The 19,827-nt window shown below is 74.1% G+C and carries 17 protein-coding genes; 14 read left to right on the top strand and 3 right to left on the bottom strand.

The window, feature by feature from the left end:
• Positions 1 to 128 precede the first annotated feature (128 nt).
• The 5 genes from U8525_RS18785 to U8525_RS18765 all read left to right on the top strand — a co-directional run bounded on the left by U8525_RS18785 (position 129) and on the right by U8525_RS18765 (position 5,287).
• The gene (locus U8525_RS18785) at positions 129 to 1,151 is read left to right on the top strand and encodes a hypothetical protein (RefSeq protein WP_374267594.1); all 1,023 of its coding nucleotides are present in this window, start codon (positions 129 to 131) and stop codon (positions 1,149 to 1,151) included.
• A 131-nt stretch (positions 1,152 to 1,282) separates the two neighbouring features.
• Positions 1,283 to 1,972 (top strand): DUF4142 domain-containing protein, encoded by a 690-nt coding sequence (locus tag U8525_RS18780; protein WP_374267593.1) that lies wholly within the window; start codon positions 1,283 to 1,285, stop codon positions 1,970 to 1,972.
• A gap of 82 nt (positions 1,973 to 2,054) precedes the next feature.
• Positions 2,055 to 3,035: a hypothetical protein gene (locus U8525_RS18775; protein ID WP_374267591.1), complete on the top strand. Its 981-nt coding sequence runs from the start codon at positions 2,055 to 2,057 to the stop codon at positions 3,033 to 3,035.
• A gap of 15 nt (positions 3,036 to 3,050) precedes the next feature.
• Positions 3,051 to 3,800 (top strand): ATP-binding cassette domain-containing protein, encoded by a 750-nt coding sequence (locus U8525_RS18770; protein ID WP_374267690.1) that lies wholly within the window; start codon positions 3,051 to 3,053, stop codon positions 3,798 to 3,800.
• Positions 3,797 to 5,287: a glycine betaine ABC transporter substrate-binding protein gene (locus tag U8525_RS18765; RefSeq protein WP_374267589.1), complete on the top strand. Its 1,491-nt coding sequence runs from the start codon at positions 3,797 to 3,799 to the stop codon at positions 5,285 to 5,287. The genes U8525_RS18770 and U8525_RS18765 overlap by 4 nt, the downstream gene beginning before the upstream one ends.
• Positions 5,288 to 5,290: 3 nt before the next feature.
• On the opposite strand, the gene U8525_RS18760 is transcribed toward U8525_RS18765, so the two are convergent.
• Positions 5,291 to 6,265, bottom strand: coding sequence for a COX15/CtaA family protein (locus U8525_RS18760; RefSeq protein WP_374267587.1), 975 nt, complete (start codon positions 6,263 to 6,265; stop codon positions 5,291 to 5,293).
• Between the two features lie 147 nt (positions 6,266 to 6,412).
• Here U8525_RS18760 and U8525_RS18755 point away from each other — a divergent pair, with 147 nt between their 5' ends.
• Complete coding sequence (locus U8525_RS18755; protein ID WP_374267585.1) at positions 6,413 to 7,537, top strand: hypothetical protein; 1,125 nt, start codon at positions 6,413 to 6,415, stop codon at positions 7,535 to 7,537.
• Positions 7,538 to 7,595: 58 nt separating this feature from the next.
• Entirely contained in the window at positions 7,596 to 8,636 is a 1,041-nt protein-coding gene (locus U8525_RS18750; protein WP_374267583.1) for a pyridoxamine 5'-phosphate oxidase family protein, read from the top strand.
• A gap of 16 nt (positions 8,637 to 8,652) precedes the next feature.
• On the opposite strand, the gene U8525_RS18745 is transcribed toward U8525_RS18750, so the two are convergent.
• Positions 8,653 to 10,059, bottom strand: a complete 1,407-nt coding sequence (locus tag U8525_RS18745; protein ID WP_374267581.1) for an NAD-dependent succinate-semialdehyde dehydrogenase — start codon at positions 10,057 to 10,059, stop codon at positions 8,653 to 8,655.
• Between the two features lie 114 nt (positions 10,060 to 10,173).
• Here U8525_RS18745 and U8525_RS18740 point away from each other — a divergent pair, with 114 nt between their 5' ends.
• The 6 genes from U8525_RS18740 to U8525_RS18715 all read left to right on the top strand — a co-directional run bounded on the left by U8525_RS18740 (position 10,174) and on the right by U8525_RS18715 (position 18,300).
• Entirely contained in the window at positions 10,174 to 10,341 is a 168-nt protein-coding gene (locus U8525_RS18740) for a hypothetical protein (RefSeq protein WP_374267579.1), read from the top strand.
• Positions 10,342 to 10,415: 74 nt separating this feature from the next.
• Entirely contained in the window at positions 10,416 to 11,144 is a 729-nt protein-coding gene (locus U8525_RS18735) for a phosphatase PAP2 family protein (protein WP_374267577.1), read from the top strand.
• Positions 11,145 to 11,256: 112 nt separating this feature from the next.
• Positions 11,257 to 13,059, top strand: coding sequence for a histone deacetylase (locus U8525_RS18730; RefSeq protein WP_374267575.1), 1,803 nt, complete (start codon positions 11,257 to 11,259; stop codon positions 13,057 to 13,059).
• Between the two features lie 45 nt (positions 13,060 to 13,104).
• Positions 13,105 to 13,773, top strand: a complete 669-nt coding sequence (locus tag U8525_RS18725) for a DapH/DapD/GlmU-related protein (protein ID WP_374267573.1) — start codon at positions 13,105 to 13,107, stop codon at positions 13,771 to 13,773.
• Between the two features lie 153 nt (positions 13,774 to 13,926).
• Complete coding sequence (locus U8525_RS18720; RefSeq protein ID WP_374267571.1) at positions 13,927 to 16,023, top strand: ATP-binding protein; 2,097 nt, start codon at positions 13,927 to 13,929, stop codon at positions 16,021 to 16,023.
• 195 nt (positions 16,024 to 16,218) lie between these two features.
• The gene (locus U8525_RS18715) at positions 16,219 to 18,300 is read left to right on the top strand and encodes a neutral/alkaline ceramidase (protein ID WP_374267569.1); all 2,082 of its coding nucleotides are present in this window, start codon (positions 16,219 to 16,221) and stop codon (positions 18,298 to 18,300) included.
• Positions 18,301 to 18,309: 9 nt separating this feature from the next.
• Here the strand turns inward: U8525_RS18715 and U8525_RS18710 are convergent, their stop codons facing one another.
• A complete protein-coding gene (locus U8525_RS18710) occupies positions 18,310 to 19,128 on the bottom strand; it encodes a hypothetical protein (protein WP_374267567.1) in 819 nt (272 codons plus the stop codon).
• Between the two features lie 183 nt (positions 19,129 to 19,311).
• On the opposite strand from U8525_RS18710, the gene U8525_RS18705 reads away from it, so the two are divergent.
• Positions 19,312 to 19,824, top strand: coding sequence for a gluconokinase (locus tag U8525_RS18705; RefSeq protein WP_374267565.1), 513 nt, complete (start codon positions 19,312 to 19,314; stop codon positions 19,822 to 19,824).
• The last annotated feature ends 3 nt before the right edge of the window (positions 19,825 to 19,827 follow it).

Genomic DNA, 19,827 nt, shown 5'->3' with positions numbered 1-19,827 from the left:
GGCTCCGCACCCAGACCCACCGGGTTCCCCGCTACCCACTCGGGAAACCCAGAAATACGAGCTGACACGGAGGGTGAATAACAATTATTACATAAGAATACCGTAGCGCTGTTTGGTTGAGGGGCCCAATGGCGGAGGGAATGAGCGAGGCGGAGGCCACGCGGCGCGCGTTGGAGGCGCTGCCGGAGGGCCTTCGGGTGCGCTGGGTCCAGGAGGGCCGCGGGGCCTGGGTCCTGGGCTGTCAGGACTCGAGGCCGAACCTGCACGCGCCCCGGGGCGAGGACGTGCTCATCCAGGGCGAGCTGTGGCTGCTGGGGGCCCGCTACGTGGAGGGCGCGGTGCCGCGAGGCGCCCTGCGGGTGTGGCTGCTGGAGGGCCCGGTGCGGCACGTGCTGTCCGCGCGCGTGACGGTGGATGGCGCCGACCTGACCCTGGGGCTGGGGCCGCCCGGGGCGCACGTGCCGTCGGCGCGCGTGGTGTGTCAGCGCGTGGAGTGGCGGCCGTACTCGGTCGCGAACGCGGCGCCGCTGGCGGCGGGCTTCGTGGACCTGTGGCGCGGCCTGGGCCGGGGCGCGCGGCTGGAGCGGCTGGCGCTGGAGGTGGATGGCGAGGTGGAGGGGGGCGCGCGCGTGTCCCCCTTCGTGGAGGTGGAGGCGGACCGCAAGGGCAGCCGCCGCGCCGCGACGCGCCACCCGCTGCCTCCCTTCGAGGTGTCCTCGGCGGACGTGCTGCGCGACTGCCGCCTGTGGCTGCGCGCGACGGCGCACGCGCTGACCCGCGAGCCGCCCTCGCTGCGCGAGGTGTACCTGCCCGCGGGCGACAGCGCGCCCCTGGCGCTGGAGGCCCCGGCCGCGAGCGAGTCGCTGGGCGCGCTGCTGGAGCGGCGGCTGTGCTGGGCGGAGGCGTGGCTGGCGCCCTCCGCGCTGCTGGAGCTGGAGGTGTCGCGCGGGGTGCTCGAGGACGCGGGCGCCGGCGCGTGCTGGCTCACCGCGCGCTTCGAGCAGGCGCAGACGGGTGGGGCGGCCACCACCGTCACGCTGCTCGACAGGCCCGGCTTCTCCTCGGAGGTGCTGGCGCTCCTGCGCGGCTGGGCCCAGGCCACGGCGCAGCGGCGCGGCGCGGTGGTGCGCGGCCTGCTGTCCGTGGAGTGACGCCGTTTCATTCCGCGGGCCCTCGTGCCCGGGGGTGGGGCGCTCGGCCAGGCGGCCCTGGCAACCGGCCTGGGCGTCCACACCTTGCCTCCGTCAAACTTTCATCCGCTTGACGGCGGGGAGGCAGGGCGATGAGCAAGACGAACTGGAAGACGCGGGCGGTGACGGCGGCGGTCGTGACGGGTCTGATGGGCTTCGCGGCCCATGCCGAGGACCAGACCAAGCAGGAAAAGCACGAGATGAAGCAGGGCAAGGCCGTGGGCGAGGCGGCCGCCAAGCGCGTGCAGTACGTGGGCAAGCTGGCCGTCTTCAACAACCGGCAGATCAAGCTGGCGCAGCTCGCGGAGCAGCAGGCGTCGAACCCGCAGGTGAAGGAGTTCGCCACCCAGCTGCGCGAGGACCACGAGCAGAACCAGGAGAAGCTGCGCACCTGGGCCCAGGGCCAGAAGATGCAGATCAGCGCGCTCAGCGACAGCAGCATCACCTCCGAGGACCAGATGATGGGCACGGGCGGCTCCGGCGTGCAGGAGGGCTACCAGGAGAAGATGCGGGGCACCGGCGAGAAGCTGGGCAAGGCCTTCGACAAGACGAACGAGCAGATCAACGAGCTCCAGGCGAAGCAGGGCCCCGAGTTCGACAAGGCCTTCCTGTCGCGCATCGCGGATGATCAGAAGAAGGGCAACGACATCCTCAAGGAGGGCCGTCGGGAGTACAAGAACGACGCCACCTTCCTGGCGCTCCTGAGCGACACCGACAGCGTCGTCCGCCAGAACGAGTCGAAGGCGAAGGAGCTGGAGAAGCAGGTGAAGCGCGAGAAGTAGCCGTGCCCGCGTGTGTAGCGCGGTGGGCGTCGGGCCACCGGGCCGGTTGACTCGGCCGGGTCCGGCGCCTATCCCCTCCCGGATGCGCACGGCACGCGTGGCGGTGGGGGTGGCATGGGGAGCGCTGCTGGGCGCGTGTCAGGCGCCCCTGCCGGCCTCCCCCGCGGTCCCGCCCGTGGGCGCGACGCCGGCGGGCCCCTTCGTCGACGACGCGCGCCCCCTCTTCGACGGCTGCGTCCCCGTCCCGGACAGCGCCACGTCGCGCGTGTACCGCTGCGGCGCGCTCTCCGTGTGGCTGCGCGAGCAGCCCGGCCTGGGCGAGGCGCAGGCGGTGGACTCCGGGCGCGCCCGCGTCCACGCGCGGCTGGGTTCAGGCCTCACGGAGGTCCGGGGCGAGCTGCCGCTCGGTGGACAGCCGCACCCCTCCCTCCGCTTCGAGCGGTGCTCCGGTGAGGGCGGCGACGGGAGCTGCGCGGTGGGCGGCTACGTCACGGCGGTGACGCCCTCGGCGGGCCACGCGCGGCAGTTGGGCTGCGTGGCGCGCGACGACGTCCGCGCGGGCCTGGGCCGGTGCCTGGAGCTGCTCGCGTATTTGGCCGCGCGGGGCAACCCTGAGGGCGACGCGCTGTCGCCGTCAGCGCTCGTCACGCCGCCCCGGCTGCCGTGGCGGGTGCTGTACCTGCCGGAGGCCTGCGAGCTCGCGGACTCGACGACGCGCGCGGGGCGGATCCGCTGCGCCGCGACCACCTTCTCCTGGAGCGTCTTCCTCCCGGTATGGCCCGGCACGGCCCAGGTGGAGCGCTGGCGCGACCAGAGCGTGGAGGAGCTGCGCGACGCGCTCCCGGGAGCGGGCCCGGTGGAGCCGCGCGACTGCTACGTGGAGGGCCTGGCCTCGCGCTGCGCCCGCTTCACCGCGCCCGCTCCGGACGGGAGCGGCGACCTCCAGGTCTGGGCCGGCGGGGTGGACCTGAAGGGCTGGGGCCTGTTCGCGGCGTGCAGCCTCCCGGCGAGCGCGTCCTTCCCCTTTCCGGCCGCCTGCAACGGCGTGTTCGCTCCGCGCTGAAGGGACGTGGCGTCCGTGTTCCAACTGGAAGGGGTGTCCAAGCGCTTCGGCTCCGCGTGGGCCCTGCACCCGCTGAGCCTGGACCTGCCGAAGGGCGCCACCACGGCGCTCATCGGCCCCAGCGGCTGCGGGAAGTCCACGCTGCTGCGGCTGCTCAACGGCCTGCTGCGGCCCGACACGGGGCGGGTGCTCTTCGACGGGCGGCCCCTGCCGGAGGACGCGGACGCGCTGCGCGCCGCGCGCCGCCGCGTGGGCTACGCGCTCCAGGGCGGCGGGCTGTTCCCGCACCTCACCGGCGCGAGCAACGTCGCGCTGATGGCGCGGCACCTGCGCTGGCCGGAGGCGCGGATCCGCGAGCGGCTGACACGGCTGGTGGACCTGACGCGCTTCCCGGCGGAGGCGCTGGCGCGCTTCCCGAGCGAGCTGTCCGGAGGCCAGCGGCAGCGCGTGGCGCTGATGCGCGCGCTGATGCTGGACCCGGACGTGCTGCTCCTGGACGAGCCCCTGGGCGCGCTGGATCCGCTGGTGCGCCACGACCTCCAGGCGGACCTGCGCGGCATCTTCGAGCGGCTGGGCAAGACGGTGGTGCTCGTCACGCACGACCTGGCGGAGGCGGCCTTCCTGGGCGACGGCGTCGTGCTGATGCGCGAGGGCCAGGTGGTGCAGCGGGGGACCCTGGAGGACCTGGAGGCGCGGCCCGCGGATCCGTTCGTCACGCGGTTCATCCAGGCGCAGCGCCCGCTGCCGTCACGGAGGCTGGGATGACGCGCGCGCTGGCGCTGGCGTGGCTGCTGCTGCTCGGCGTCGCGTGCGCGCGCACCGACGACGGCGGCCCCCCGGTGCGCGTGGGGTCCAAGAAGTTCACCGAGTCCGTCATCCTCGGGGAGATGGTGGCGCAGGTGGCGAAGGACGCCGGCGCGCGGGCCTCGCACCGGCGCGAGCTGGGCGGCACCACGGTGCTGTGGGAGGCCCTGCGCCGGGGCGAGCTGGACGTCTACCCCGAGTACACCGGCACGCTGCGGCAGGAGCTGCTCGTGGGCCGCGCGCTGCCGGACGACGCGGCGCTGCGCGGGGCGCTCGAGGCCGAGGGCCTGCGGATGAGCGCGTCGCTGGGCTTCAACAACACCTACGCGCTGGGCATGAAGGAAGCGGAGGCCGAGCGGCTGGGCATCCGCCGCATCTCCGACCTGAGGGCGCACCCGGCGCTGCGCGTGGGCTTCAGCAACGAGTTCATGCAGCGGGGCGACGGCTGGCCCGCGCTGCGCGACGCGTATGGCCTGCCCCAGCGCGACGTGCGCGGCCTGGACCACGACCTGGCCTACCGGGGGATGGAGAGCGGCGCCATCCAGCTCACGGACCTGTACTCCACGGACGCGGAGGTGGCCGCCTACGGGCTGCGCGTGCTGGAGGACGACCGGCACCACTTCCCCGCGTACGACGCCGTGCTCCTCTACCGCGCGGACCTGGAGGCGCGCGCGCCCCGCGTGGTGCGGGGGCTGCTCCGGCTGGAGGGCTCGCTGTCGGAGGCGAGGATGGTGCGGCTCAACGCCCGCGCGCGGCTGGAGCGCGTGCCGGAGGCGCGGGTGGCGGCGGACTTCCTCCGGGACACGCTGGGCCTGACGGCGGAGGTGCGCACGGACGGGCGGGGCGCGCGCATCTGGCAGCGCACGCGCGAGCACCTGTTCCTGGTGGGGCTGTCGCTGGTGGCGGCCATCGCGCTGGCCATCCCGCTGGGCGTGCTGGCCGCGCGCCGTCCGCGCCTGGGGCAGGGCGTGCTGGGCCTGTCGAGCGTCATCCAGACGGTGCCGTCGCTGGCGCTGCTGGTGTTCATGATTCCGCTCCTGGGCATCGGCTCCAGGCCGGCCATCGCGGCGCTGTTCCTCTACAGCCTGCTGCCCATCGTGCGGAACACGGCGGCGGGGCTCCAGGGCATCCCGTGGGAGGTGCGCGAGTCCGCGGAGGCGCTGGGCCTGCCGCCTGGCGCCCGGCTGTGGCGCATCGAGCTGCCCATGGCGGCGGCGTCCATCCTCGCGGGCATCCAGACGGCGGCGGTCATCAACGTGGGCACCGCCACGCTGGGCGCGCTGGTGGGCGCGGGCGGCTACGGCCAGCCCATCCTCACCGGCATCCGCCTGGACGACGTGGGGCTCATCCTGGAGGGCGCGGTGCCCGCGGCGGTGCTGGCGCTCGGGGTCAGCGGCCTCTTCGAGGCGGTGGCGCGCGCGCTGGTGCCCCGGGGCCTGCGGGGCTGAGCGCTACACCGGCTCCACGTGGGAGGCGGGCCGGGCCGCGGGCTCCAGGCGCGGCGCGTCCTCCGCGAGCCCCGCCGCGCACAGCCGCACCACGCACATCCACACGCAGTCCGCGAGCAGCAGGTGGACCAGCTGCATCGTCACCGGCGCCAGCAGCACCAGGTTGATGACGCCCGCGCACAGCTGCGCGACGTACACGCCGGTGAGCAGCGCGGACGCCCGCCGCACGTCCGGCGAGGGCCGCAGCCGCGCCACCCAGCGGCCGCCGAACACCAGCAGCGCGCCCATGCCCACCGCGATGGCCGGGTGGAACACGCGCAGGCGCAGGAGCACGTGCGCCGTCTCCGACAGGTCCTGCTCGAAGCCGTGCGCGAGGCTGGACGCGGGGAAGAGCGTGTCGCCCAGCGCGGCCACCGCGCCGCTGATGCCCAGCACCAGCATGCCGACGAGGCTCGCGCCCAGCACCGCGCCCGCCGCGCCCTGGCCCCGGAGCACCATCCGCGCGCGGCCCCGGGACGCCCACACCACCAGGGTCTGCGCGCCCACGAGCAGGAAGGTGTTGGTCAGGTGCACGCCCATCCACACCGCGCGGCCCAGGCGCGCGTCCTGCGCCACGTACTTGAGCAGCACGATGCCCGCGCCCACGAGCCCCTCCGTGAGCATGAACACCAGCGCCCAGAACGCCGCGCGGCGGCCGGGGTGGCCCTTGGGGAACTCGCGGCGGCCCCACACGTACAGCGCGACCGCGAGCACCGTGGCCAGGCCGCTGGTGAGCCGGTGGGTGTACTCGATGAGGGTCTGGAGGGAGGGCGCGCGGGGCAGCACCTCGCCGTTGCAGACGGGCCAGTGGTCGCCGCAGCCCGCGCCGGAGCCGGTGGCGCGCACGAACGCGCCCCAGAGGATGACGCCCAGGCTGTAGACGAGCACGCCCTGGCTGAACCACTGGAAGCGGCGGGTGGCGGCGGTGGGAAGGGTCATCGTGCCCTCCCAGTACCGCATCCCCTCGCAGGGGACCACCGCGCGCCCGTGCCCGCCCGCCCGCCGCGCGCCAATGGCTCAACACCTGCGCTTATGGGGCCTCCCGCGGCAGTCCCCAACGCTGGGAGAAGTTGTTAGCGTCACCCCGTGCCCCGAGACCGCGAAGCGCCCCCTGCCTCCTCGCCCCCCCACGACGCGGCCGAGCGCCTGCGTCGGCTGGAAGCGGCCATCGAGGAGGGGCGCGCGCGCAAGGACGCGGCCCTGGAGGCGTGGGTGCGCCGGATGGGCCGCCTGCCCACCGAGAAGGAGCGGGACCGCTGGGAGCGGGAGTGGGAGCGCGGCGCGGAGCGGGAGCGCCAGCGGTGGGAGAAGCAGTGGGAGCGCGAGTCGAAGGAGGCCCTGCGCCGCGCGGAGCGGCAGTCCAAGCGCGACGCGTACCTCGCCCAGCAGCAGGCGCACCGCGAGGCGAGGCGCGCGGAGAAGGCGGCGAGGGAGGCGGCCTCGCGCAACCCGCTGGTGGGCGTGGGGCTGCTCGTCGTCGCGCTGGCGTGCGTGGCCACGGCGGTGAGGCCCCCGTACCACTACTGGTGGCTGGTGTTCGTGGCGCTCGCGTTCTTCAAGAAGGCCGCGAAGCACCTGCGCCCGGCCAACAACCCGCTGCTGACGCGCGTGGAGGAGCCCTCCGCGCCGGTGCTGCCCCAGGCGAAGGCGCCGGAGGCGCCGGCGGATCCACGCCTGGCCCGGGTGGACACCGTCTGCGAGAAGCTGCTGGCGGAGCTGCGCGCGGGCCCGGGCGTGTTGCAGGAGATGGTGCGCTCGCCGGAGCGCACCGTGCAGGACCTGCGCAAGAGCTGCCATGAGCTCATCCGCCGCGAGCGCGAGCTGCGCACGGTGGCGCCGCCGGAGGACGTGCAGCGGCTGGCGGACGAGCGCAAGAAGCTGGAGACGCGCTGGGCCGCGGAGGAGGACGCGGTGGTGCGCGACCGGCTGCGCGCGGCGCTCCAGGTGCTGGACGAGCAGGTGCGCCAGCGCGCCGAGCTGACGAAGGCGGCGGACCGGCTGGAGGCCGAGTCCACGCGCCTGGCCTACACGCTGGAGAACCTCTACGCGCAGGTGCTGCGGGTGCGCTCGGCGGACGCGGCGGACGCGGACGTGGCCGGCGCGGGCCTGCGCCTCAGCGTGGAGCAGCTGGGCGCGGAGGTGGACGCGGTGACGTCCGCCCTGGAAGAGGTGCACGGCGCCCCGGTGGACGGCCGGGTGCGCACCCGCTGAGGCAGGGGGATGGGCCCCTGACTTTGCAAATCAAATTCAAGATGTCATGCTTTGGGGCATGACAGCCATCGCGTCGGTCGAGGCCCTGGAGCGCGTCGTGGGCGCGCGTCCGTTCGGTGTGATGATGAAGTCGCTGGATGCCCTGGACGGGCATTGTGTGCGGCTGCTCGGCGTGTCGTCGTTCGCCGCGGTGGGCTACGTCGACGTGTCGGGGCAGGCGCGCATCGCGACGGCCGGGGGGCCGCTGGGGTTCGCCCAGGTCGAGGACGCCACGCACCTGCGCCTCCCGCTGCCCGGCCCCATCCCGCTCGACACCGCGGTGGGCTGCGGGCTGCTGTTCTTCATCCCCGGGCTGGGAGAGACGCTGCGGGTGAACGGGCGCGCGACGCTCGAGGGGAGCACGCTGTGTGTCACGGTGGAGGAGGCGTTCGCGCACTGCGCGAAGGCGCTCCTGCGCTCGGCGTTCTGGAAGCCGCCGGTGCCGGTGGCGCCCACGCCGTTCGGGAGTGAGGTCCCGGAGCCGCTGGCGGACCCGGGCGTGCGGGGCTGGCTGTCGCGGACGCCCTTCGTCGTGCTGGCGTCATGGGACGGGCAGGGGCACGCGGACGTGAGCCCGAAGGGGGACCCGGCGGGGTTCCTGCGCCTGGATGGAGGCCGGCTGGCGGTGGCGGACCGGCCTGGCAACCGCCGCACGGACACGTTCCACAACCTGCTGGAGCAGCCCCGGGTGGCGCTGCTCGCGCTGATCCCGGGCGAGGCGCGGGAGCTGGAGGTCTCCGGCGTCGCGTCGCTCTCCACGGCGCCGGCGCTGCTGGCGTCGATGACGGTCCAGGAGAAGGCGCCGAAGATCGCCATGCTGCTGGAGCCCCGGGCGGCGCGGCTGCGGGAGAGCGCGGCCATCGTGGCGGCGGGGCTGTGGGACGGCGCGCGGCACGTGCCCAAGGAGCAGCTGCCGAGGATGGCGGACGTCTTCATCGACCACGTGAAGCGGAGCCCGCATCGCGGCGCCGCCGCGACGGCGCTGCGCACGGTGGCCTCGGCCACGAAGGGGCTGATGGGCTGGGCCCTGGACCAGGACTACAAGAAGGGCCTGTATTGAGCGTGGCGCGCGGGCGTCACTCGCCCGTGTGCTTCGACGGCGGCGGCGCGCCGGCCGCGCCGGTGATGCGGACGGTCTTGGCGTTGACGAACTCGCGGATGCCCAGGTCGGCCAGCTCGCGGCCGTGGCCGGAGTGCTTCACGCCGCCGAAGGGCAGGCGCGCGTCGGACGCGACGAGCGCGTTGACGAACACCATGCCGGCCTCGATGCCGTCGATGAACCGGCGCTGCTCGTTCATGTCCTGGGTCCACACGCTGGCGCCCAGGCCGAAGGGCGTCGCGTTGGCCAGCTCGATGGCGTGCTCCAGGTCGCGGGCGCGCAGCAGGGTGGCCACGGGGCCGAAGAGCTCGTCGTGGAAGGCGGGGGCCCTGGGCGGCGGATCCGCGAGGACGGTGGGCGGGTAGAAGTTGCCGGGGCCGCCCTGGGGCTCGCCGCCCAGGAGCAGCCGGGCGCCGGCCTTGACGCTCTCCTGCACCTGGGCGTGGAGCCCCTCGAGGATGCCGGGCGTGGCGAGGGGCCCGACGTCCGTCTTGGGGTCCATGGGGTCGCCGACCACCATGGTCTTCATGCGCTCGACGAAGCGGCGCTCGAACTCCTGGGCGATGGGCTCGGCGACGATGAAGCGCTTGGCGGCGATGCAGGACTGGCCGTTGTTGATGAGGCGCGCGGACACGGCGGTGTGCACGGCCTTGTCCAGGTCCGCGCTGGGCATGACGATGAACGGGTCGCTGCCGCCCAGCTCCAGGACGACCTTCTTGATGGCGCGGCCCGCGGCGGCGCCCACGGCGCGGCCGGCGCCCTCGCTGCCGGTGAGGGTGACGGCCTTCACGCGCGGATCCTCGATGACGCGGTTCACCTCGGACGTCTCGATGAACAGGGCCTGGAAGGCGCCTTCGGGGAAGCCGGCGGTGCGGAAGAGCTCCTCGAGCGCGAGGGCGCACTGGGGCACGTTGCTGGCGTGCTTGAGGAGGCCCACGTTGCCGGCCATGAGGGCGGGGGCGGCGAAGCGCACGACCTGCCAGAAGGGGAAGTTCCACGGCATGATGGCGAGCACGGGCCCCAGGGGCTGGTAGCGCACGAAGGCGGTGTCGCCGTCCACGTCGATGGGCGCGTCGCGCAGGAGCTTCTCCGCGCGGGTGACGTAGTAGCGGCACGCGGTGGCGCTCTTGAGGGACTCGGCCCTGGCGGCCTCCAGGGGCTTGCCCATCTCCTCCGTCATGATGCGGCCGAAGCGGTCGGCCTCGACCTCGAGGATTTCAGCGGCGCGGCGCATCCAGCGGGCGCGGTCGGCGAAGGACGTCTCGCGGTAGGCGCGGAACGTGTCCGCGGCCCGTTGCAGCTTGCGCTCCAGCTCCTCGGACGTGAGCACATTGAAGGTGCGCAGCGTCTTGCCGGTGGTGGGGCTGATGGTGGCGATGGCCATGTGCGGGTGCCTCCCGGTGCGAGCGTCCCGGGGTGATAACAGGCCACGCTCCCGTGACAATGCCCCCGGAGCCGGAGCGTCCAGGGGCGTACTCGCGGCGCCGATGACCGAATCATGTACGTGCCGCGCCTGCGCGCCTTCCTCGCAGCCCGCCCCAAGGGCCAGCGCGGCCTGTTCTTCCAGCCGGATGCCCGTGCCCCCTCCGCACGGCTCGTCCGCGCCCTCGACGGAGCCAGGGACGCCGGCGCCGAGGCGATGGGCCTCTCCGTGGACCCTGCCTGAGCGCCTGGAGGCTGCCCGACACTCGCCGCGAAAAGCCCGTGGCCAGCCCGCACCCGCTGGCCTAAGTCACGGCCATGTCGCGAGGGCCATGGCGGTGGGGGACGGGGTGGGACGTGATGGTGACGCGGCCCCTGGGCCTGCTGTTGCTCGGGGTCGCGTGCGTCCTGGGCTTCGTCTACCTGTCCGACGAGGTCCATGAAGGTGAGACGCAGGACATCGACGAGCGCATCGTGCGCTCCCTGCGCCGCCCCGAGGACCCCGCGCTCCCTCGCGGCCCGTGGTGGCTCGCGGAGACGGCTCGCGACGTGACGTCCCTGGGCGGCTTCCCCGTGCTGTCGCTCATCACCGTGGCCGCGTGCGGCTTCCTGCTGGTGGCCCGCCGCTACCGCACCAGCCTCTTCGTCCTCTCCGCCATCGTCGGCGGGTGGATCCTCAACGCGCTGCTCAAGGGGCTCTTCAACCGGCCCCGCCCCTCGGTGGTGCCCCACCTCACGGAGACGCTGTCCACCAGCTTCCCCAGCGGCCACGCCATGCTGTCCGCCATCACCTACCTCACGCTGGGCGCGCTGCTGGCGCAGTTCTCCGAGCACCGCCGCGTGAAGGTCTACCTCCTCGCCGTCGCCCTGGTCCTGTCCGGCCTCGTGGGCTGCACCCGCGTGTACCTGGGCGTGCACTACCCCACGGACGTGCTCGGCGGCTGGGTGGCCGGGCTCGCGTGGGCCCTCCTCGTCACCGTCGCCGCCCGCTCGGTGCACCGCCGCAGCCCCGCCCTGCGCGAGGAGGCCCGGCGCCCCGTGGAATGAGCCTTGCGCCCACCGCCCCCGCGCAGGATGAAGGGGCTCCACTCCTGCCTCCCCGTCCCCCCGTGCCCCTCGCCGCCATGAACGTCCACCCCCTGCCACCCGCGAGGCGCGGATGATCCAGGCGTGGCTGTGGAAGCTGGGCCTGGGGCGCGGCCGGGTGCACGTCTTCTACGACGAGGACTACCGCCTGCCCCTCTCCGGCATCGAGTCCGCCGTGGGCCTCGAGCCGCGCGGCACCGACTTCACCACCTGGTACCTGCTGGAGTCCGGCGTGGTGCGCGCCGCGGACGTGCGCCACCCCGTGCCCGTGTCCTACGCGCAGCTCGCGCGCGTGCACGACGCCCGCTACCTGGAGTCCCTCTCCGACCCCGCGACCCTCGCGCGCATCTACGCCACCGACCCGTCCGAGATCCCCGTGGACGCGCTCCTGGACAGCGTCCGGCTCGTGTGCGGCGGGACGCTGGGCGCGGCCCGCCTGGCGCTCGCGCGGCAGACGCCCGTGGTCAACATGGCCGGCGGCTTCCACCACGCGCGCCCGGACAAGGGCGGCGGCTTCTGCACCGTCAACGACATCGCCGTGGCCGTGGCGGACCTGCGCGCCGCCGGCTTCGATGGCTCCGTGGCCGTGCTCGACCTGGACGCGCACCCGCCGGACGGCACCGCCGCGTGCCTCGCCGGCCAGCCGAAGGTGTGGATCGGCTCCGTGTCCGGCAGCGACTGGGGCGCGCTGCCCCCCGGCGTGGACGAGACCCGCGTGCCCGACGGCTGCGACGACGCCACCTACGCGCAGAAGGTGCAGGACCTGCTCGCGCGCATGCCCCGCTCGGACATCACCTTCGTCATCGCCGGCGGGGACGTGCTGTCCGGCGACCGCTTCGGGCGCGTGGGCATCACCCTGCAGGGCGCGCGCAGGCGCGACGTGGCCATCGCCGCCGCGCTGCGGGGGCGGGCCAGCGTGTGGTTGCCCGGCGGCGGCTACCACGCGGAGTCCTGGAAGCTGTTCGCGGGGACCGTGCTGGTGCTCGCGGGCCTGGGCCACCAGCGCATCACCGCGCGCTATGACCCGCTGAGCGCGCGCTTCCAGCGCATCGCGCACCTGCTGGATCCGCAGAAGGTGGACGCCGCCGGGAAGGCGCCGGACTGGGAGCCCTTCTCCCTGGAGGACCTGGAGGGCCCGCTGCGGCTGGGGCCAGAGGTGCAGCCGCGCGTGCTGGGCCACTACACCGCGCAGGGCATCGAGTACGCCCTCTTCCGCTACGGCCTGCTGTCGTACGTGGAGCGCCTGGGCTACAGCCGCCTGCGCGTGCAGGTGGCCTCCACCGGCGGTACTGGCGACCGCATCATGGTGCTGGGCCACGCGGGTGGCCGTGAGCACCTGCTGTCGGACTCCGTCCTGGAGAAGCGCGTCCTCCAGGGCGAGACCTTCCTCTTCGCCAACTGGCTGTCCCTGCGCCACCCCCGCGCGCGCTTCAGCGACACGCGCCCGCAGCTGCCCGGCCAGGAGGTGCCCGGCCTGGGCCTGGCGCGCGAGACGACGGAGGTGCTGCTCGCCATGGCCCAGCGCCTGGGCCTGGCCGGCGTGGCCTTCCGGCCCATGTGGTACCATCTGGCCGTCGTCGCGCGCGGCCGCTTCCGCTTCGCCACCCCGGAGCGCCAGGGCCGCTTCGAGGCGCTGATGCGCGACCTGTCCGCGCTGTCGCTCGTGGAGGCCACGCACGCCGTGGCCGAGGGGCGCGTGCGCCTGGACGGCCAGCCGTACCCGTGGGAGCCGGACGACATGCTCTGCCGCCTGACGCCCGTGCCCCTGGACGCGGAGGCCGTGGCGAAGGAGCGCGAGCGCTGCCACTTCACCGTGGAGCCCGCCGCGGCGCCGGCGCCCTCCACGGCGCCGTCCGTGAAGGCCGAGCCCGTGTGACGCCGGGGCCGTGGCGCAGGCCCGGCCCGTGGTAGTCAGGACGGCGTGGACCTGGACGCGCGACGCCGTGAACAACACAAGCTGCGGCTGTCGTGGATGCCGTGGCTCTACTTCAGCCTCAAGCCGCGCCACCGCGAGTGGGCCGAGGCCTGGCAGCGCGAGGTGCAGGACCGCCTGCGCGCGCTGGAGACGGTTGAAATCGCCGAAGGGTGTTTCATCGCCCCGGAGGCGCGCATCTTCGCGGAGCCCGGCCGCACCGTGCGCATCGGGCCGGGGTGCAGCATCGGCGCGGACGCCTTCGTGCACGGGCCGGTGGTGCTGGGGCCGCGCGTCAGCCTCAACGCGCGCGTCAGCCTGGACGGCGGCGCGTGCGGCATCCGCGTCGGCGAGGGCAGCCGCATCGCCACCGGCGCCACGCTCTACGCCTTCGACCACGGGCTCGCGCCGGACCGCCCCGTGCGCGAGCAGCCCGTCACCTCCAGGGGCATCGTGATCGGCCAGGACGTCTGGGTGGGCGCCAACGCGGGCATCACCGACGGCGTCACCGTGGGCGACCACGCGGTGATTGGCATGGGCGCCGTCGTCACCCGCGACGTGCCCCCGTGGGCCATCGTGGGCGGTGTGCCTGCACGCCTGCTCGGGGACCGCCGCCAACGTCCACGGTCCGGAATTCCCGGGGGCTGGGAGCCTCCAGACTCCGAGGGAAATCCCTGAGACGCTGGTGGGTCCATTGACTTTGAAACATTCGAGCGTCCTATGCTTCAGGCTGCGGTGAGACGGAGAGCGGGCTCGGGCTCGGACGCACCGGGTGGGTCCCCCTCCAATCCAGGGTTTCATTCCGTCTCATCCGTGATGAAGGAGGCCGCGGTGGCGCAGGAGCAACGCGAGACGGGGAGCGCCGCTGCTCCGGGGCAGTCCTCCGTGGCGAGCGACCTCGTGGACACGCGTCGCTTCCAGCGCGCCGGGTCGCTCTTGCGCGAGGTGCTCTTCGAGCTGGACGTCGCGGGCCGGCTCGTCCTGGCGAGCCCCGCGTGGGAGCGGCTGGTCGGCGCCCCCGTGCCTGCGTGGACGGGCCGCGCCCTGGTGGAGCTGTTCCACCCGGAGGACCGGGACCAGGCGCGGGCGCTCCTGCGCGCGGCGACTGCTCGCACGGACACGCCCACGCGGCTGGAGCTGCGGCTGGCGGGCGGCACGCAGCCGCGCTGGGTGGAGCTGTCCGCCATGGGGGACCCGGAGCACCTGGGCGGCGTGCTGGGCACGCTGGTGGACGTCACCCCGCGACGGCTGGCGGAGGAGGCCGCCGCCACGCGCGAGCGCTACCTGGGCGCCATGGTGGAGGTGCAGCGGCGGCTGCTCGCGCCGGAGACCTCCGGGGACTTGTACAACTCCATCCTGGAGCCGCTGGGCCGCGTCGCGGGCGCCAGCCGCGCCTACGTCTTCGAGTTCCACCGCGACGCCTCCGGCCGGATCCTCCAGTCCCAGCGCGCGGAGTGGTGCGCGCCCGGCGTCTCGCGCGAGCTGGAGAACCCGGACACGCAGGCGTGGCCGGTGGACCAGGCCTTCGAGCGGCACCAACTGGAGCAGCTCCACCGGGGCGAGGCCGTGCAGGGCACCCCGGAGGACTTCGGCGCGGACAACGCGCCGGTGCTCCTGGCGCAGGGCATCCGGTCGCTGCTGGTGCTGCCCCTGGTGGTGCACGGCGAGGCGTTCGGCTTCATCGGCTTCGACAACTGCGACGACGCGCGCCCCTGGTCGCACGTGGAGGTGAAGCTCTTGTCCGGCGCGGCCGGCGCGCTGTCGCTGGCGCTGGAGCAGCACACCACGGACGCGCTGCGCGTGCGCACGGAGACGGCGCTGCGCCGCACGGAGGCCGGCTTCCACCTGCTCATCGAGGGCTTCCCGGACCCCGTGGTGGTGCACACGACGGACGGCATGCTCCTGTCGGTGAACCCGGCCATGGCCAACTACCTGGGCTACCAGGACCCGGCGGAGCTGCTGGGCCGGCACCTGCTGGGCCTGGTGCGGCGCGAGGACCAGGAGGTAGCGCGCCGCCACCTGGAGGAGGCGCAGGACGGGGCGCTGGCGGCCCGCTCGCACGAGGTGCCGCTGGTGCGCCGCGACGGGCAGGTGGTGAGCGCGGACCTGGTGACGCTGGGCGTGCTCTTCGACGGCGTGCCCGCGCGCGTGACGGTGGCGCGCGACTTCACCGAGCGCAAGCACATGCAGGCGCAGCTGATGCTGGGGGACCGGCTGGCCTCCATGGGCATGCTGGCCGCGGGCATCGCGCACGAGCTGAACAACCCGCTGTCCTACGTGCTCTCCAACCTGGAGTTCCTGCACCGCGCGCTGGGCCCCATGCCGCGGCCCCTGGGCACCGAGGAGCTGATGGAGTACCAGCAGGTGCTGGACGACGCGCGCGAGGGCTCCGAGCGGATGCGGCAGATCGTCCGCCAGCTCAAGGTCTTCTCCCGCGTGGACGACGCGCACGAGGAGGCGGTGGACCTGCACCGCCTGCTGGACTCCGTGGCGCAGATGGCGGCCAGCGAGATCCGCCCCCGCGCCCGGCTGGTGAAGCAGTACGGCGCCGTGCCGGCGGTGCGCGCCAACGAGGGCAAGCTGTTCCAGGTGTTCCTCAACCTGGTCATCAACGCCGCGCACGCCATCCCGGAGGGCTTCACGGACGAGCACGAGATCCGCCTCATCACCCGCGCGGACGATGACGGCCGGGTGGTGGTGGACGTGCGCGACACGGGCCGGGGCATCGCACCGGAGCTCTCGCGCCGCATCTTCGACCCCTTCTTCACCACCAAGGCGCCGGGCCAGGGCACCGGCCTGGGCCTGTCCATCTGCGACACCATCGTGCGGGCGCTGGGCGGCACCATCGCCGTGGAGTCCACGCCGGGCCACGGGGCCACCTTCCGCGTCACCCTGAACGCCTCCGCGCAGCCCGCGCCCGCGGCCTGACCGGCCCGCGTCCGTGCGGAGGCGCGGGCCGCCCGTCCGCTGCCGCGAAATGGACTGAATCCGCCGCGCTCCCGTGTTCGAATGTGGAGCGCCGGACGGCCTGCCCTCCCGTGCGCTGCCTCCCGAGGGCGGCGGCGTCACCCTGGGAGCCGCCGCCGCCGGGCCTTCTTGCTTCCGGAGGCCGTGGAGGATGCCATGCGCACGCTGAACGCCCGCCTCGCCCCCGTGCTCGGGTTGCTGCTGGGCTGCGCGCTGGCGCTGGGGCCGGGGGACAGGCCCGGGCTGCCCACGGCGCGCGCGGAGGCCCCGGCGGCGCCCGGAGGGAACGCGTGCGCGGGGTCCGCGCGCTTCCTCATCGGCGCGGCGCGCTCGGACATCACGGGGCCCGCGGCGGAGGTGGGGATGATGGGCTACGGGCAGGTGGCCCAGAAGACGGAGGGCCTCCACCTGCGGCTGTACTCGCGGGCGTTCGTCATCGCCTCGCCGTGCAACGGCCGCCGGGTGGCCTTCGTCAGCGCGGACCTGGGCATGGTGTTCCAGGCGGTGAAGCAGCAGGTGGTGGAGCGGCTGCGCGCGAAGCTGGGCGACGCGTTCTCCGACGAGAACGTGCTGCTCAGCGGCACGCACACGCACTCCGGGCCGGGCGGCTTCAGCCACTACACGCTCTACAACCTGACCACCTTCGGCTTCGTGCCCCAGAACTTCGAGGCCATCGTCTCCGGCATCACGGACTCCATCGTGCGCGCCAACGCGCGCCTGGCCGAGGGCTCGCTGCGGCTGTCCTCCGGGGACCTGTACGGCGCCAGCGCCAACCGCTCCCCGGAGGCCTACCTGCGAAACCCCGAGGCCGAGCGCGCCCGCTACCGCGCCAACGTGGACACGCGCATGACGGTCCTGCGGATGACGGGCGCGGACGGGCGCGAGCTGGGGCTCATCGACTGGTTCGCCGTGCACGGCACGTCGTTCGGAAACACCAACCACCTCATCAGCGGCGACAACAAGGGGCTCGCGGCGCACCTGTTCGAGGTGGAGCAGGGAGGGCGGACGCCCGGCGGCCCGGACACCTTCGTCGCGGCGTTCGCGAACTCGAACGAGGGCGACGTCACGCCCAACATCCTGGGGGGCACGAACGGCGGCGGCGCGGACGACTTCGAGGACGCGGCCCTGGCCGCGAAGAAGCAGTACGACTTCGCCGTGCACCTGTGGACCCACGCCGCGATGCCGGTGATGGGCGGCGTGGACTACCGGCACACCTACGTGAAGATGGACGCGGTGGACGTCGCGCCCGAGTTCGCGGACGGCAGCGCGCACCGCACCTGCCCCGCGGCCATCGGCCTGTCCATGCTGGCGGGCGCGGAGGACGGGCCCGGCTTCGGCTCGGAGGGGGCCACGTGCGAGTCCGTGCACGACGTGTGGAGCCAGTTCACCTGCGCCGCCGTCACCACGCCCTGCCAGGGGGAGAAGCCCATCGTCCTGGAGATGGGCACCATGAAGCCCTACCCGTGGTCCCCGGAGGTGCTGCCCCTCCAGGTGGTGACGGTGGGGCCGCTGGCGCTGGTGGCGGTGCCCTTCGAGGTGACCACCATGGCGGGCCGCCGGCTGCGCGACACGGTGCGCGCGCAGCTTGCGGGCGCGGGCGTGACGGACGTGGTCATCGCGGGGCTGGCCAACGCCTACTCGGGCTACGTGGCCACGCGCGAGGAGTACGCGCGCCAGGACTACGAGGGCGCGTCCACGCACTTCGGCCCGTGGACGCTGGCGGCGCTCCAGCAGTCCTTCGCGGGGCTCGCGGCCAGCCTGCGCGACGGGACGGCCGTGCCGCCCGGGCCCACGCCGCGGGACCTGCGCGGCGCGGTGGTGGGGCTCCAGCCCGGCGTGGTGTTCGACGACAAGCTGCTCTGGGTGGACTTCGGCTCCGTCGCGGAGGAGGCGAAGGCGTCCTACGCGCGGGGCGACACGGCGAGCGTCACCTTCTGGGGCGGCCATCCACGCAATGACCTGAAGCTGGGCGGCACCTTCCTGCGCGTGCAGCAGCGGCAGCCGGATGGCTCGTGGAAGGACGTGGCGAACGACGGGGACGGCGTCGCGCTGTACCACTGGCAGCGCGAGTACTGCGTGCCCACGCTCGCGTGCTCGCTGGTGCGCATCACCTGGCCCATCTCCACGGACACGCCGCCGGGCACCTACCGGCTGGTGCACGAGGGGAACTGGAAGTCCGGCTGGGACGGGCGCGTGCATCCGTACTCGGGCAGCTCGCGCCCGTTCACCGTGCGGTAGGGCCCGGCGTCAGTCGCAGCTGCCGTCGGGGTTGCACCGCTTGTCGCACTTCCTGCAGGCCTCGCCGTCCTTGCCGCACTGGTTCTTGTTGGGGGCGGGGATGCAGCTGTTGCCGTCGCAGCAGCCCGCGCAGGTGGACGGGTCGCAGCGGCAGAAGCCGTTGATGCACGCCAGGCCCGGGCCGCACGCGTTGCCGAGGCCGCAGAAGCACCGGCCCATGGCGCAGCGGTCGGTGTTGGCGCCGCACGCGGGGCCGTCTCCGCAGCCGCAGGTGCCCCGGCCGGTGCAGGTGTCGGCGCGCGTGTCGTCGCAGAGCTCGCAGGCGACGCCGCCCACGCCGCACGAGCGGAACGTGCGCGCGGTGCACACGCCCTCGCGGCAGCAGCCGTCCGGGCAGTCCAGGCAGAAGGTGCCGGTGGGGGTGGCGGTCAGCCGCACGGTGACCTCCACCTCGTAGCCCGCGCGCACGGTGGCGGTGGCCTCGCCGGCGGCGACCCCGGCGGTGTCGCCGCGCAGGCCCTCCACGCGGACGGTGGCCTGGGTGCCGTCGACGGCGCCGTCCAGGAGGACGCGGAAGGTCTCGCCGCTCTGGAGCGCGCGGCTGGAGTCCTGGGGGAGCAGCGTGGTGGGCACGGAGGCGCCCTCGGCGGTGGCGGAGACGCGCAGCCGGTCGAGGTTGAGCGAGGACTCGAACTCGGTGGTGACGAAGAGGGCGGTGCCGGACGCGGCGGCGGGGTCCCGGCAGGCGGCCAGCGCCACCGAGCCCAGGACGATGCAGGACAGGAGCCGGACGAGCGTCCGGCCGGAGTTCACACCCACGGGGCTCATGATGCGCGCCAGGGTAGCGGTTCCCCAGTGGAGCGTGAGGGGCGGGAGCGCGGGCGTTGGGCAGCGGACGCTCACGGCCCTCCGGGCGGGATGTCCGGTGTGTCACGCGCCGGGCTTCCCGCGTGGCGCCGGGCGCGCGGAGGCGCCAGCATTCAAGGACAGCGCGAGGGAGGTGGCGGACGCATGGTGGTCATCGTCATGGGGGTTTCAGGCAGCGGGAAGTCCACGGTGGGCCGGGAGCTCGCGGACCGGCTGGGGTGGACGTTCGTGGACGCGGACGACCTGCACTCCGTGGAGAACCGCCGGAAGATGGCCGCGGGCACGCCGCTGACGGACGTGGACCGGCAGCCCTGGCTGGAGCTGCTGCGCGCGCGGCTGGTGAAGGCGCTGGACGCGGGCGAGGACCTGGTGCTGGCGTTCTCCGGCCTCAAGCGGCGCTACCGCGAGCGCCTCACCGTGGACCCCCAGCGTGAGCGCTGGGTGTACCTGCACGCGCCCGCGTCCCTCATCCGCGAGCGGCTCCAGCAGCGCCTGGGGCACTTCATGCCGGCGGCGCTGCTCGACAGCCAGCTTGCGGCCCTGGAGGTGCCCGACGACGTGTTCACCGTGGACGTGACGCCCCCGGCGGGCGACGTGGTCCAGCGCATCCTGGACGGGGTGGGGCTGAAGCCCCACGTGGGAGGGCCCCGGGCGTAGGCC

The organism is Corallococcus sp. RDP092CA (assembly GCF_041903675.1).
Taxonomy (GTDB): Bacteria; Myxococcota; Myxococcia; order Myxococcales; family Myxococcaceae; genus Corallococcus.
Note: the sequence above shows the minus strand (reverse complement) of the source record. Positions and strands in the feature narration are given on the sequence as shown.